This window comes from Psychrobacter sp. UBA6739 (assembly GCF_002453835.1).
GTDB classification, from domain to species: domain Bacteria; phylum Pseudomonadota; class Gammaproteobacteria; order Pseudomonadales; family Moraxellaceae; genus Psychrobacter; species Psychrobacter immobilis_A.
The window spans coordinates 14,980-30,347 of the sequence record NZ_DKHR01000023.1 but is presented as its reverse complement, the minus strand read 5'-3'; the positions used below and the strand labels follow the sequence as shown (position 1 = coordinate 30,347).

10 protein-coding genes are annotated in these 15,368 nt (G+C 42.4%); 5 read left to right on the top strand and 5 right to left on the bottom strand.

The features are described 5' to 3' along the window. The first annotated feature begins 13 nt into the window (after nucleotides 1-13). The 4 genes from B2575_RS05850 (at nucleotide 14) to B2575_RS05835 (ending at nucleotide 9,123) form a co-directional block, all read left to right on the top strand. Nucleotides 14-6,922: an Hpt domain-containing protein gene (locus tag B2575_RS05850; RefSeq protein ID WP_296240537.1), complete on the top strand. Its 6,909-nt coding sequence runs from the start codon at nucleotides 14-16 to the stop codon at nucleotides 6,920-6,922. Then, nucleotides 6,912-7,916 (top strand): chemotaxis protein CheB, encoded by a 1,005-nt coding sequence (locus tag B2575_RS05845; RefSeq protein ID WP_045444048.1) that lies wholly within the window; start codon nucleotides 6,912-6,914, stop codon nucleotides 7,914-7,916. The genes B2575_RS05850 and B2575_RS05845 overlap by 11 nt, the downstream gene beginning before the upstream one ends. A gap of 17 nt (nucleotides 7,917-7,933) precedes the next feature. Next, nucleotides 7,934-8,449 carry a hypothetical protein gene (locus B2575_RS05840; protein ID WP_296240536.1) on the top strand — a complete coding sequence of 172 codons (516 nt, stop codon included), beginning with the start codon at nucleotides 7,934-7,936 and terminating at the stop codon, nucleotides 8,447-8,449. Nucleotides 8,450-8,595: 146 nt separating this feature from the next. Beyond that, nucleotides 8,596-9,123, top strand: coding sequence for a cytochrome b (locus B2575_RS05835; RefSeq protein ID WP_055124766.1), 528 nt, complete (start codon nucleotides 8,596-8,598; stop codon nucleotides 9,121-9,123). 109 nt (nucleotides 9,124-9,232) lie between these two features. Here B2575_RS05835 and minE read toward each other — a convergent pair whose 3' ends face one another. From minE to B2575_RS05810, 5 genes are all read right to left on the bottom strand, one after another. Next, the gene (gene minE / locus B2575_RS05830) at nucleotides 9,233-9,523 is read right to left on the bottom strand and encodes a cell division topological specificity factor MinE (protein ID WP_055124765.1); all 291 of its coding nucleotides are present in this window, start codon (nucleotides 9,521-9,523) and stop codon (nucleotides 9,233-9,235) included. Next, nucleotides 9,523-10,338: a septum site-determining protein MinD gene (gene minD / locus B2575_RS05825; RefSeq protein ID WP_045444058.1), complete on the bottom strand. Its 816-nt coding sequence runs from the start codon at nucleotides 10,336-10,338 to the stop codon at nucleotides 9,523-9,525. Before minD ends, minE begins: the two co-directional genes overlap by 1 nt. A 450-nt stretch (nucleotides 10,339-10,788) precedes the next feature. Next, nucleotides 10,789-11,628 carry a septum site-determining protein MinC gene (gene minC / locus B2575_RS05820; RefSeq protein ID WP_296240534.1) on the bottom strand — a complete coding sequence of 280 codons (840 nt, stop codon included), beginning with the start codon at nucleotides 11,626-11,628 and terminating at the stop codon, nucleotides 10,789-10,791. 126 nt (nucleotides 11,629-11,754) lie between these two features. Beyond that, a complete protein-coding gene (locus tag B2575_RS05815) occupies nucleotides 11,755-12,816 on the bottom strand; it encodes a hypothetical protein (protein WP_414707419.1) in 1,062 nt (353 codons plus the stop codon). Nucleotides 12,817-13,115: 299 nt separating this feature from the next. Then, nucleotides 13,116-14,078, bottom strand: coding sequence for an acyltransferase (locus B2575_RS05810; protein ID WP_060491807.1), 963 nt, complete (start codon nucleotides 14,076-14,078; stop codon nucleotides 13,116-13,118). A 355-nt stretch (nucleotides 14,079-14,433) separates the two neighbouring features. On the opposite strand from B2575_RS05810, the gene B2575_RS05805 reads away from it, so the two are divergent. Next, entirely contained in the window at nucleotides 14,434-15,087 is a 654-nt protein-coding gene (locus B2575_RS05805; RefSeq protein WP_045444070.1) for an OmpA family protein, read from the top strand. Nucleotides 15,088-15,368: the final 281 nt, after the last annotated feature.

Below are 15,368 nucleotides of genomic sequence, written 5' to 3'. Positions count from 1 at the left end.
TTAGGATAACCCTATGAAAAACCAGCCCAATGACATAGTGACGCTTGAGTGGTTATTACCACTGTTTAATCAGCAATTATCACAGATATCTGATGGCTGGCAGTTAGACGCTGATAGCACTGATTACGAGCAGATGGTGCAACATTATCATCAGGTTGGCGGCGCGCTAACGATGATTCGCCTTAATTTATTAGCAGATCTTGCCAATAAACTGAGCTTGCTGGCAGACGTTAGCAGTCGCGATCGTATTTCTGCTAACGACCGCCGCATTGGTCAGTTTTCTCATCGCTTGCTACAGCGTGAATTGAATCAATACGCAGGTATGGGTAATCACAACACCATTTTAATTGATAATGCTGCTGACGAGCTTACTCAAGCGCTAGCGAAACTGGGGGTAGCGCCAGATATCTCGGTCAGCTTGGCGAATACTCAGCATAAGAATCTAAATAATCATGCTATCGATGATCATATTATTGATGGTATCAATAGCATCGAAGTGATGATGCCGGCGAATAGAACGGCGACTCATTTAGCTGATTATCACTATCAACAATTATTACTGGTTTGGCGACAGCAAGTACAAGCGTTATTGAGTGCTAATACCAATCAACCGTCCTTATTGACTACACTAGAAAGAGTCAGCCAATACTTATGGCAGACCACTCAACATGATGACTTACAACGCCTTTGGTACTTAACGGAACTGTGGCTAAATGACCTTGCTCATAATGACACCCCATTACCTGAGCATTATGCGTCATTGCTAAGTCAGCTGGATCAAGTAATAGAGTCTCGCACTCAGCAAGCTGAGTTATCGTCAAGCGTTATTCGAAGCTTAATCATAAGGGTGTATATCGAACTAAATAGCCTTGCTCAAAGTAGCAAGCGCACTCAGTCACTTCTAAATAATTTGTCGCAAACGTCGTCAACGGGATCACGCTTTTTACCACGTATACTCAGTGAGCTTGAGACACTTATCTTTACTTTGGATAAGCCAGACACGCTTCTCATTCCTTTACAGAAAATACAAAGTCAACTCGAAGGTCGAGGTTGGACTTATTACGTGTCGCAAATACATGTAATTGTTACAGACATAGAGCAGGCTCTATCATCAGAGACAGGATTTGCGCAAGAACAATGGCAGATTGAGCGTCAGCTTCAAGAGCTATATAACGCTATCTATCATACCGAACAGACGATATCTCTCAAGATAGGGGATGCCGCTTCTTTTACGACATTGTCTGCAACGTTTGAAGATATTGAGACGCAGTCGGAAGAAAGTCCTGCGACGGCTTCTGTTGGTGGAAGTTTACGTGAGCTGCGCATCGCGGTAGAAGATGTCAAACAAAGCTTCCATGAATATGTACAGCGTCAAGACATTGACTTACTGCCTATTGCTGCTGATTTTACCGATATTGGTGATGCTTTTGCCGACATGGGATTGCCATCAATTCGTCAAACCATGAATGATATGGCAAGCATATTTACACAATTGACCATTCATGAGATTGACGTACTCAGTTGGGATGTGACTCAGGCATTGGCTGAAGGGCTAACGTCTATTGAATTGTTGCTTGACTACCTTGCACAGCAGGTTTTTGACCAGCAGCTATTAATGCGGGCAAATGAGTATACTGCGACGGCCGCCCAACTTCTTACTCACTATATTGCATCGCCAGAGACCATTAAAGACACTTTCCTTACCCAAAAATCCGTAGCGACCAACGTATTGCGTTACGATGATAGTGGCGAGATTGCTCCTGTTAATAGTCAAAATGATGTTGCTAACCAAGCTTTGACTGATGTAGATAATGAGCGTGTGGTAGGGCAAGATGCGGCTGATGATGATAGTACCGAGAGTGAACCATTAACGCGTGCTCGTGAACAAGTTAAGCCTGATAATTTTGAGATGGACGCAGAGATTCGTGACATCTTTATCGAAGAGGTGACGGAAGTCATTGCTGATTTAGAAGACTTTTTACCTATCTGGCAGCAAGACTCAAAGGATTTAACCCCACTCACTGAAGTGCGTAGAGGGTTCCATACCTTAAAAGGCTCAGGACGTATGGTTGGGGCTTTTAGCATCAGCGAGATGGCATGGTCAATCGAAAATCTGCTCAATCGTCTGTTAGATAAAACGCTGCCTGTCACAGATGACGTCGTAAATCTGGTGATGGATACGGCAAAACGGCTACCAGCATTAGTGATAGATTTTGAAGCGCAACAATCTCCAAGCTTTGATCCTGCTTTCACTATTCTACAAAGCCATAATCTCATGACACAGCAACCTATCAATGCTGGGCTGACCATATTAGATGCTGTCACTGCTGATTCAGACTCAGCATTAGAACTATCGCATCCATTTGATGATGATGCTGAATTGCTAAGTGCTCTCGACATGAGCAATGAGTCAAACGAGACAACTGCTGATAGTACAAAGAGCACTGCTGTTGCTTCCTTATCTGCTATTGATATTCCAGCGATACTCAAACCCTTTATGCAAGAAACCGAGCAGCTAGCGGCAGATGCTCATGATGCCGATCCTGATATTAAAGAGATATTTTTAGAAGAAGCTGATGAAGTATTGGCTGAGATTGTACCTTTATATGAAGATTGGCGATTATTGCCAGCTGACTTAAGCGGATTGGTGGATATTCGTCGTGGGTTCCATACCTTAAAAGGTTCCGGTCGTATGGTCGGTGCAAATTATACGGCTGAGCTGGCTTGGGCTATAGAAAATATGCTTAATCGCATTTTGGATCATAGTGTGGCTGTCTCAGCAGATATGCGTCAGCTTATTGCCGATGTGCTAGCTGCCTATCCTACGATGCTAACAGTATTTGAAAATGACAGCCAAAACTATCCAGTGATGGTGCCTTTATGGATCGCATGCGCCAATGCTTATAGCAAACAGCAAGGGGACGAATTTAGCTATTCTGTCTTGTATGAGCAAGCATCAAATAGTTCTGAGGATGAGACCATCCAAGCGTCAGTACTATCGCCTGCTATTGATGAGCATAGCCCTACCCAAGATAATCTTAATACAGCGATAGATACCACGCTGCAGACGATTAATTCTGTCAATGAAATGATAGTAGAAGCGCCTATTTATTTAGCACCGCAAAGCGAAGAAGAAAAAATGTTTTGTGAGATTTTTATCGACGAAGCAGAAGGACTGTTGCAAGATATTGACCAATTCGTTGATGAGCATCAAGATCAGTCTTATATTGAAGTAACGGATGAGATTGTACGCGCATTTCATACCTTGCGAGGGGCTTCAGGTTCTAGCGCTTTAGCAGCGATCAGCGAGGTTAGCGCAACGATAGAGCATAGCTTAGAGCTACTGCAGCAGCAAGATACTGCCATGAATGCTCAACATCTAGAAGCATTGGCGAAGTCTGCTACGCTAATGGACGGTTATTTAAACAACTACAAGCAAAACGTTCAGCCGCAAAATATATCGATCGAAGATGCACAAAGTCAGCAAGACATAGCCTCATTGCAAGCCATGCTTGGTGATCAATACGTCATTAGCGATGATAAGGTCACGGCTGATAACAAACCAACGATAGAGCAGTTGTTAGACAGTAATATTGATGAACTATTGGATGCTGAGTGGGAGTTAGATGACGCACTTAATCATTCTGAGACAGCACATGTTCAGGGCTATATATCGCAGCAAATATCGCAAATAGCTTACTTAGCCAATAAAGCAGAAGCGTTTCCAAAATTCACTTTTATTCTTAATGAGTTGGGTCATGCTTATGCCTATTTGAGTGATAATATTGATACAGCAAGAAAGATCGATACGCAAGCGGTTTTACACGCTGGTCATGCTCAATTGGTTGGTTTGTTCGACGCATTGGCTGGTAGCACGTCATTGAAGATTGACCAACAAGTTATTGAAGATCTACAACGTATTTACCAAGACGATGATAGCAATGGTGATGAGGGTGTCTTTGTCGTGAGAGCCGTTGCAGCACCTGAGCTACAGCTTGAATCTATTGATACTGATGCTGAGCTATTAGAGATATTTTTAGAAGAAGCTCAAGAGCTCGATGCCGCGCTGGATGAGAGTTTTATTAAGTGGCGTACTGATATCAGCAATATTAATGCACTAAAAGTTTTACAGCGCCATCTGCACACTATCAAAGGTGGTGCACGAATGGCAGGTATTCGTAGTATTGGTGATCTGACCCATGAAGCTGAAAGTGTCTATGAAGCATTTGTAGAGAATAGAAGAATACCGACAGCACAATGGCTTGAAATAATGCAAATAGTGCAAGACACAATGTCGTTGCAAGTACTGCATATCGTAAATCATAAAAAATCATTTTTTGCCTCAGCGCTGATTGAGCAACTACAACAGTTTGTAAAAGCCCAAGCCTTGCCAGAAACGGTAGAGCTAATCATACCTATTCCGAAAACTCACTTCGAACCTGAAGCACAAAATAAGGTGGCTAACAACGCTCACCTCAGCGCTGACGTATCGGATACCTTGAGCCTAGACATGATGATTAAACAGTCATGGGCGAATGGTTTGCCAGATCCTGATATATTGTCGGTGTTTTTAGAAGAGGCTGAGGAGCTCACCAATCGCAATAAGTATCTGCAACTGTTCTTAAAAGATACCAATAATACGACAGCATTACAGGCATTGCAGCGTGATTTGCATACCATCAAAGGTGGCGCACGAATGGTCACCGCAGCTGGTATCGCTGATCTGGCTCATGAAATGGAATCGGTTTATACAGATTTTGTAGATAATCGTCGTCCTGCTACCAAAAAAGTATTGGAGTTGTTGGTTGCCAGTCATGACTGGCTTGCTGATGCAATCTCTATCCTTAGACAACATATCAATCCACCGACGCCTGCGCTATTGATTGAGGCATTGCAGCAATTTAGTAAAAATCCTGACAGCTTAAAGCAAATCCCTAAAGAATCCCTACAATCGCAGCATGAAGCGCTCTTTATTGCTAGAGAACAGCAAGACTCACAGTATCTGGCAAAAGATATTAGTGAGATGCCTTCTATGCTCAGCAGTACGGGTGAGGAAGATCAGAGTGCCAATAATAATGAGATGATTCGTATCTCAGGTGGTTTGATCGAGCATATGATTAACCTGTCTGGTGAGTCAGCCATCAACCGTGCTCGTATCGATATGGGCATGAGTAGCTTGACCAATAGTATCGAAGATATGGGTATTACGGTACAGCGCTTGGCTGATCAGTTACGTCGAATGGAAATCGAGCTTGAGGCGCAGATCTTGTCGCAGATAGACGATGAGCTGATTAATCATGAAGGGTTTGACCCTCTAGAGATGGATCAATATTCTTCTTTAAATCAGTTATCCAAATCTTTGACAGAGTCAGCCTCAGATTTGATTGATATTAATCATACTTTATTAGAAAAAACACGAGACAGTGAAAGCCTTTTGTTACAGCTGTCTCGTACACAGACCGAGTTACAAGATGGGCTTATGAATTCGCGTATGGTGCCGTTTACGCGCTTAACGCCACGTCTTGAGCGTATCGTACGACAAACTGCCAATGAGCTGAATAAGTCTGTTGAATTAACGATCATCAATGCCGATGATGAGATGGATAGAACCATTCTAGAGCGCATCACTTCACCGCTTGAACATATGCTCCGTAACGCTGTCGATCATGGTATCGAAAATACCTCAACGCGTTTGAAAGCAGGTAAAGAGCGTAGTGGGCGTATTACTCTTGAGGTAAATCGAGAAGGTAGTGAGATTGTCATTCAGTTAATAGATGACGGTCGCGGCATCGATGTAGAAGCCGTTCGTAACAAAGCCATTTCTCAAGGCTTGATTGATGCAAATGATAACAGCCTAACAGATCTTGATATCATGCAGTATATTTTCCATGCTGGATTGAGTACCAGTAAGCAAGTAACGCAGATTTCTGGACGTGGCGTGGGCATGGACGTGGTCATCAGCGAGATTCGTCAATTAGGTGGTGCTGTATCGGTTGTCTCAGAGCTGGGTAAAGGCTCACGCTTTACGATGCGCTTACCACTGACGGTTGCGGTATCTGATGCATTGGTTGTGCGTGCCGCGGATCGTTATTATGCGATACCTTTGGTACAGATTGAGCGTGTGGTACGGATTAATCCAGAAAAGCTTTATGACTATTACCAGTCAGGTGATGCAACATTAAACTTTGAAGATGTTGATTATCGAGTGCGTTATTTAAATGAGATTTTGTCAGGCAATGAACTGAATGAGCTGGTCGTTAATACCAATACCAGTTTGCCACTTATTATCATTAAGAATCGTAGCGGACAAAATATTGCATTGCAGGTTGATCAGATTGCAGGGTCACGTATTGAAGTCGTGGTCAAACCTCTAGGACAACAGTTATCGAATCTACCAGGTATTTCAGCAGCGACTATCATGGGCGATGGTTCGGTAATGCTTATCTTAGACCTGATTGCTTTGATGCGTAATGCGCAGTTGGTCAAAAATATCTCACAATCTGCTGATTCTAAACGTAGTCGTTTAGAGTTTAAGTCTACTATTTTAGTGGTTGATGACTCTGTTACCGTACGTAAAGTGACGTCACGTTTCTTAGAACGCCAAGGGTTTACAGTGGCCGTGGCAAAAGATGGTATCGATGCGATTGAGATATTACAAGACATGATACCAGACATGATATTGCTCGACATTGAGATGCCACGTATGGATGGTTTCGAGGTGGCTACTCAAGTGAGACACAGCAAGCGCTTACAACATATCCCAATCATCATGATCACATCACGTACAGGTGAAAAGCATCGTGAGCGTGCACTAGAGATTGGCGTGAACGATTACATGGGTAAGCCATTCCAAGAACAAGAGCTACTTAATAAAATCCAGCACATACTGGGTCAAAAGGTCAGCTTAACTTATGAAGGATAATGCACGTGTCTTGGCGCTAAGAGGAAAAAACAAGGATGATATTAAGGTGATGGTAGTGGCAGAAGACCATCATCAGCGTATGGCCTTTTCAGATACTGTACGCAGTTGTGGTTTTAGCCTTGTTGGCTGTATGTCACGGGCGCAACTGCAAGAAAAACAGGGGCGCTCTGATACCTCGATTGACATCTGGCTAATAGATAGTGATTACGACGACAGTGTGGTAGCCGCGACCACGGCATCTAAACCTGCTGCGGTGTTGGTGGGTTTTAGTCAAGCACCTTACCTAAATGAAGCGCCGCAATATGCCAAATGGCAGCGCAAATTAAAGCGTAAGCTGGCACATATGCTGGCGTTACCCGTTTTAATGGATGCACCCGTGCACAAACCTGATAATGCTGATGCAGACTGGCGCTACGTAGTATTTTTGGGTGCTTCTATGGGCGGGCCGAGTGCTATAAAAGAATTTTTGGATAACTTGTCGGCGACGCTACCGGTATGTATTTTACTGGCGCACCATTTTAATAAAACGATGATTGGCACACTGCCACGCATCCTGAATCGCCATAATGACTGGCATTGTCAGGTAATTACTTCTTCGCAGCGTTTAAGAGCAGGCCAGTGTCTTATAGCTCCTATTGATAAACAGATTGTTTGTGACTCTACCGGTCGAGTCATATTGCTAGAGCAAGCTTGGGAGGGTGAGTATAAGCCCGCGATTGGTCAGATTCTCAAAAACACCAGCGACGTTTATGGTAGCGAGCTTATCAATATTATATTTTCCGGCATGGGTAATGATGGTTCGCAGTATCTGGATCTCATTCAAGAAAATAACAGTCAATTGTGGGTGCAGGATCCCAGCTTAAGCGCTTGCCCAAGTCAACCTCAGGCGATTATTGATTCAGGGTATTGTGGTTTTATTGGCAGTCCAGCGGATTTAGCACAAAAACTAACAGATTATATTGATGAAAGATTAGTAGTAGCCTCTTTGCATTAACTGATTGTGAGCGATGTATGAAACAAATTTTGAAACATTCGTTTGAGGCAGTGAGTTTACTGACCACGAATAACGGTATGCTTGATGTCACTATTGTGCCAGCATTTGACCAACCTGATTGGCTTATTCCAAGCAGCCTGATTTTGAGTGTAGATAATTATAATGAGCGCACGGCAACCTATGAATGGCAGCAGCAAAAGATAGCAGTATGTCATCTGCTACCACAGGATCAAATGCCAGATACCATGATTGTATTAGAGGGCAATACTACCGATCATCGTTTAGCTTTACAAACGGCAGGCGAGCTGCACCAGCGACAAGTGCGTATTTCTGAGGTTAAAGATATTGACGTTCCTGAGCAATTTAACAGCCCTAAGCATGCCGATAATATAGACAGCGACAAAACAGCCCTACCTTTTGATGAAAACGTTATGCTATCCTATCTTTTCCAAACGGTTATGATTGATGATAAGGCTTATTTGGTGCCCGACTTAGACAAAATTGCGCATCAATTGGTCGATTTAGACAGTTAGCATCTCGCTTATATCAGGGTTATTTTTCACTATCAGAGAAACAGGGTTATCCAATTACTTTGATGATTGCTAATCGTTGAATGAGTGGTTGTTTTGTCTACAACATTGATGATAGATAATTAGTGATGAGGGTAATAGGACAGCTCATGAATAGTAGCAATTCAAATGTGTCAAAGTGGCCAGTCAGCAGCCGGATATTTCACTGGATCAGTGCAGTTTTACTGTTGGTTACGTGGATAATGATTCTGTTGTACGATAATTTGGATAACAATCTTTATATTGGGTTGCATAAAGCGTTTGGTATTAGTTTGTTATGTTGGATGATAGCACGGGTGCTTAATCGTGTATTTATTAAGGCGCCGCCACCTGTACCGATGCCAAAGTGGCAGTTATTGGCCTCTAAACTGTCGCATTTTGGCTTATATGCCTTATTAATTGCAATGCCAATAGCTGGTTTGCTGATGTCCGTTTATGGTGGACGCCCCGTCGATATTTTTGGCTTGTTTCAAATCCCTGTATTTGTTACACCAGATAGAGGGTTGGCACGCTTTTATAATGACCTGCATACTGATATTATTTGGCCGACCATTATTGCTTTTACACTTATTCATATCGGTGCTGCTCTATATCATCAGTTTGTCAAAAAAGACAATTTAATAGCGCGTATAAAATAATGGTATCAAAATAATCGTAGGCTGCTATAGGTAAACCTACTATTTCATGCAATATAAAAAAGCCCTAAGTTATGATACTTAGGGCTTTTTTGTTTTTCTAAGATAGCGCTTATTTTTTGTGTTCAGGTAGACTGATATTCATCTCTAATACGTCTAGGCTGTCCTCAGAACGATGATTGATATTCACATCATCAATCTGTACGCCATTGACGTATTTGTTGACCACTTCTAAAATCTCACGTTTCATTTTTTCGATACGATCAGCTGTTAAGCGGTTGTTTAAGCGATTTTCGCTCGCAACGATAACCTTAAGACGCTCAGTAGCCATATTAGCGCTACCTGCGCTACCACTGTCGTCAGTACCAAATAGGCTACTCCAAAATCCTTTTTTCTTCGTCATCATTGACCTCCAAACCAGCGCTGTAATAGACTCTTTTTCTTCACGTCAATATGACGTAGTGGGCGTTCTTCACCTAAGAAGCGGGCGACGATGTCATCATAACATTGACCAGCAACTGAATCGGTATAATGAATGACAGGCTCACCATGGTTAGATGCTTCAAGCACTGAGTGACTTTCAGGAACAACCCCAAGTAATGGAACTTTTAGGATATCATTTGAGATGGTATCAATGTCCATCATCTCGTTGGCTGCTGCGCGCTCGGCATTATAACGAGTAATAATCAAATGCTCACGTACAGAGCCTTGGTTTTCTTCAACCTTTTTGGTCTGGCTTTGCAAGATACCGATAATACGGTCTGAGTCACGCACTGAAGAAATCTCAGGGTTAGTGACGATGATCGCTTCATCAGCATGATACATGGCGAGTTGTGCACCGCGCTCAATACCAGCTGGTGAATCACAGATAATATAGTCGAACTGTTTAGACAGCTCAGACATGACCTCTGCCACCCCTTCGTCTGTCAGGGCGTCTTTATCACGCGTTTGACTGGCGGGTAGGATATACAAGTTTTCAAGCTGTTTGTCTTTGACCAGTGCTTGCGACAAGCGTGCGCTACCAGTGATGACATCAACAAAATCATAAACAATTCGGTTTTCACAACCCATGATTAAGTCTAGATTACGTAGACCCACATCAAAATCGATAACGACTGTCTTATAGCCACGCAATGCTAAACCTGCGGCAAAAGAGGCACTTGTCGTGGTTTTGCCCACACCGCCTTTACCTGAAGTGATTACAACTATCTTCGCCACAATGGCACACTCCTATGAATCAATGGGATATCTTTTATATAAAAAAATAGCGCAATTGCACATTATTCACATGCTATATATACACTACCTGCGAAGGTAGCCTAGCATAAATAAACAAAAATTTATAGCACGTCCATAGTAAAGCGGAAAAACAGCTTATATATGGATCACAAAGCGGTGCTACCTAGAATTTTCTGGTCAATATTGCCTATTGTGAATAATAAAATAGACGCTGACGAGTAGTGTAGATAGTGGCAGAGCTAGCGATTCATCATAGAACAGTTTTGTTAAATAAACTTACTATAATATTAAGTGCGCTGTCTAAACGTCTACTATTGAGATTTTCTAATAAACGTTTTTTGATAAGCGTCATGTATGATGAAAATCGGCTTAGCCTGTCTACATTTATAAAAATCACGGACGCATCTATTGCTCTTAACGGTAAAAGATTTAAGCGTCATCCATTACCGTAAATACTAAGCCTTCACCTTCTACAAATCTTACTTGTACAGATTTGTCAATCACGTGCTCAGGTAAGTTGTCTCGTAAGCAATAAGTTCCCGCTACTGACACCAAAGAAGGGTTAAAAACTTGACAAAAAATACGAGCATCTTTGTCACCGGTAGCGCCAGCAACCAAACGCCCTTGGGCACGACCGTAAACGTGCAAGCTGTTATCGGTAATCGCTTCCGCCCCGCTATTGACACTATTGGTCAAAATCAAATCACCGCCCACGTGATTCAGGCTTTGTCCTGAACGTAGCATTTGATCGTAAATTAGGCTGGTAATATGCTCAGCGCTCATCAGTGTCTCTGCTGTGGCGTTTGCTATCGTTGTTTCTGTATTTGACTCGCTGATGGCTGCAGTATCATTGTTACTGTCTGAATTGGTACTGGCTGATTCTGTATGTTTATCATCGGGAGCTTTACTCACTTGAGTTGCAGCTTTCTTGCTAGGTAATATACGCTCAATACGTTTGCCATCAGCAGGGAAGATGGCCAATCGCTGTTCACGGGCTTGCGCATCTAGTGTACCAGTCACGACGCCAATAGGCTGTAAGCCCCACGACCATAAAAGCTCTACCAATGCTGAGAGATCTTGTTCAACCTCGCTATCGATAAGGATCGGGATATTGCTAGATTTATTACTAAGCGTTGCGGCAAGCTGGGCGTCTATCGCACTTAAATCATCTGTGCTAAATTGCAAACGTGAAAAAGTCAGCATCTTGCCATAAAATGCCAATGCTGGTGCGGCGCTCGAGCCTTGGCTGTCGTTGTCTGAAACTGTCATATATAAATCCTCAAGAGATAATTCTGTCACTGTATTCACGGTGTTGTTTTTATTATCGAGTCATACCATTCATTTGCTTGCCAAGCCTAATGTTTTTTAGGTAGGGCGTGCTATTAGCAGTATGGATTATAGATGAAGCATCTCTTGATGCTTCCACTGCTGCACTTTTACCTGCGCTTCAAATTCTGTCAAACTGTCATCAATGATACTCGAAATCAAGGTATCTAACGCAGTATTATCCGTATCGATACTGGCAATACCGTTGGCAATTGCTACCATCAATGAATCGAGGCGTTCGGGGTCTAGAAGGCGTTTATTCAGTGCGTAAACGACGTTTTCACCTATATTGTGACCGACGTGTTGCAGCTGTGATTCAATCAAGCTACCGGCAATCGGTATCATGCGTAGGTAGCGACGCATCTCAGGCGTATTGGCCAAACCCTCTTCAATAGCATTGCCCATCTCGCTGGCTAATATACTGCCGCCACCTGATGCTGCCGTCAACTCCTGTAGTTTTGGTGCTAGCTCTGTGCGCAGTATCGACAGCACTGCTGCCTCAATCTCGTTACGATTACGAGTTATCGTTGATTCAATAAAAGATTTATGCGTTTTAGGATCGGTCAGTTGCTGCCGAAAGTTTTGGATAGTCGTCAATATGACGCGGTCGGACAACTCTTCTAATAATAAGTCGATATAGAACCTAATTCGATTGATCCATGGCTGCGGCAGCACTTGGTAACCAAGTTGGTATAAGCGTCGCCCAATGATGACCGCTCGGAATAAACGTAAGGCACGCAGCTGCGGAAAGCACCCCAATACTTCATACCAATGTACAAAAGGAAAAAAGAACCAGCGATAGTAGACGTTTTGTTTAATCGCAATCGCCCAACGTAGCAGTAGCTCAAAGATCAAAAATAGGGTAAAAAATCCACCAGCGGTACGTAAAGGCTCATGTAAGGTATTTTGATACCAGTTGAGAGCATCGCTAATACTGAGCCATCCTGCGGCATTGCTACTAAAGCTACTCATCAAGATAGCATCAATACTAATCAATAATAGATCGATACTGATGGCAATAATCATCACGATATCGTAAGTGAGTTTTAAGCGATTTGGCGTTGGTCGGTTTGGCGGTGGCAGCGTATTATTAGGCGGCTGATTGGATACAGGCGCTGAGTCTAGAGGCAGGCTAGTAGAAGAGGAAGCGGGCACAGTCAAACCTTATAAATGATAAATAGCACGAAAAATAAGCGGCTCAAATAGTACAGGGCTATCAAGTCACTAACGGTCAAAAAGTCATGGGCTCATGACTATTCACATTATCAATGAATAGAGCCAAAAAACAACCCATCTTTCATTATAATTACGCATTATCATTTATGAGTTGGGGTTTACAGTTAGCATTTTAAACAACAGCGCTCAATCGTAGTTTTAAAACGACTTAAAGTAATTCACTGTTGTATGCCGTTGCTCTGTGAACGATGTCTCTAAGCATTCGGAGCTTTAGGGTTCGTTTCAAACTCAGCCAACATATCGGTAATACGCTGATCTTTTTGCTGCCAAATTTGCTCTACCCAATCAAACATTTGAGATTTTACCGCATCATCATTTTCGTAACCACCATTTTTAATATCGTTAAATAATGCATCAGGCATCTCAATATAACGCACATCGACGCCCAAACGCTTGATGTTACCTTTCCACAAATCACTATAACTTGGCACACCATCAGGATAAACGATGGTCATATCTAGCATGCCATCGATGTCTTCGCCTAGCGCGTTAATGGCTAAAGATAGGCCGCCTGCCCTTGGCTTCAATAAATGCGTATAAGGAGATTGTTGCTTTGCATGTTTGGCTTTGGTGAAACGCGTGCCTTCTAAGTAATTTAATAAAGTAAAAGGTTTGTCTTTTAACAGGGCACAGGCGCGTTTGGCTTCTTCGATGTCTTTGCCTTGTAGAGCAGGATTTTTAGCGACGGCTTCTTTAGAATGCCGACGCATCATTGGGAAGTCTAAAAAGTAAAAGGCTTGACCCACAATCGGAATGTAAATCAGTTCAAATTTGGTGAAAAACCGTGTCAATGGCAAGCGTTTTTCACTAATGTACTGCACGATACTGGTATCGACCCAAGACTGATGGTTGCTGACCAGCAAATATTTGCCATTGATGTGCACGTCATCGGGTAAGCTGATGCGCCAATCTTTACGTGGCAACATGTCATCGATCAAGGCACTGTTGCTACTGATCCAATAAGTCGCGATTTTGATGACCGCTTTGTCTGCGATAGGAGCACCAGTGATAACTTTGCCGACACCCATTAACCATAAGGGAATACTACCACCGAAGCTGTTGGCTGCAATAACCCCAGTCGCTGTCGCAAGTGAAACGGCTTTGCCTAATTTAGGGTTGCGTTCGTGTATTTTTCGAATAGTAGATGTCAATCGCATGCTAAATCCTTTTCGGTCAGTCTTATTAGTATATAAATGATTCATTGCCAGTTTTATTGCACAATTTTAGCAGAAACGGTTCAGAGTGTACGAGTGTAAACGTGACTTGTGATAACACCTTGCGCTAATGGATAGTTAAAAGTGAGAACACAAACGTATCCAATCACTGTGAAAGTCTCATTAAATCATTCTGCACTTCTCATACACAGGTGTGACAAAATATTACACATGATTAGATTGTAATTGCCATAATAATGACGAGTATATATTAAGCATGTAGATGGAATTAACAGAAAATATTTATAAAAAGCACACTTTGTTTGTCTATAATTTTTTAAACTTAAGAGGAAATATTATGCGTAATACATTAATGATTGCAGCAGTAGCGTCAGGTCTAGCTCTTAGCGGTTGTGCTACTGATCCAAACACTGGACAACAACGCTTGAACAAAACTGCCATTGGTACATTGGCAGGTGCTTTAGGTGGCGGTGCAATTTCAAAAGCAACAGGTGGTGATAACACAGGTCGTGATGCCGCGATTGGCGCAGCTTTGGGTGCTGGTGTTGGTTACTATATGGAGCGTCAAGCCAAGCAGCTTGAGCAGCAAATGGCTGGTACGGGTGTAACCGTTACGCCAAATGCGAATGGTAATATTGACCTAGTAATGCCAGGCAACATCACGTTCTCATTTGATGATGCGTCTTTAAACCCATCATTTAGACCAACGCTTGATAAGCTTGCATCAACGCTAAATGAGTATAACCAAAACACGATAACGGTTGCTGGTCATACTGATAGCAAAGGTTCTGATGCTTATAACATGAAACTGTCACGCGATCGTGCTTATGCAGTAGCCAACTATTTAAGCGCACGCGGTGTGGCTTCTAGCCGTATCAATGTCGTCGCTTATGGTGAGTCTCGTCCAGTTGCTGATAACAGCAGCGAGTATGGTCGTCAGCAAAACCGCCGTGTTGAATTAACCATCAATGCGCCAAACAACGTACGTTAATTCATACGATGGTCTAGCTGTCATTATAGTGTTAAACAAGGTCAGTGATAAACTGGCCTTTTTTTTATGCCTGATATTTAGATTTCAAATTCAAAATGATTTTAGGTATCAGGATTCCGTTATCTTTAAATCAATATTAAAATATTTTTGGTGTTTCTATTTATAAAACAATCGTTAGCTAAATGGTTACATTAATATTAATTAAATATTGATAATGATTATCAATAACACTATAATTTACAAAGCTTTGTTATTGTGGCGATACTAGGGTAGGTTGTCAG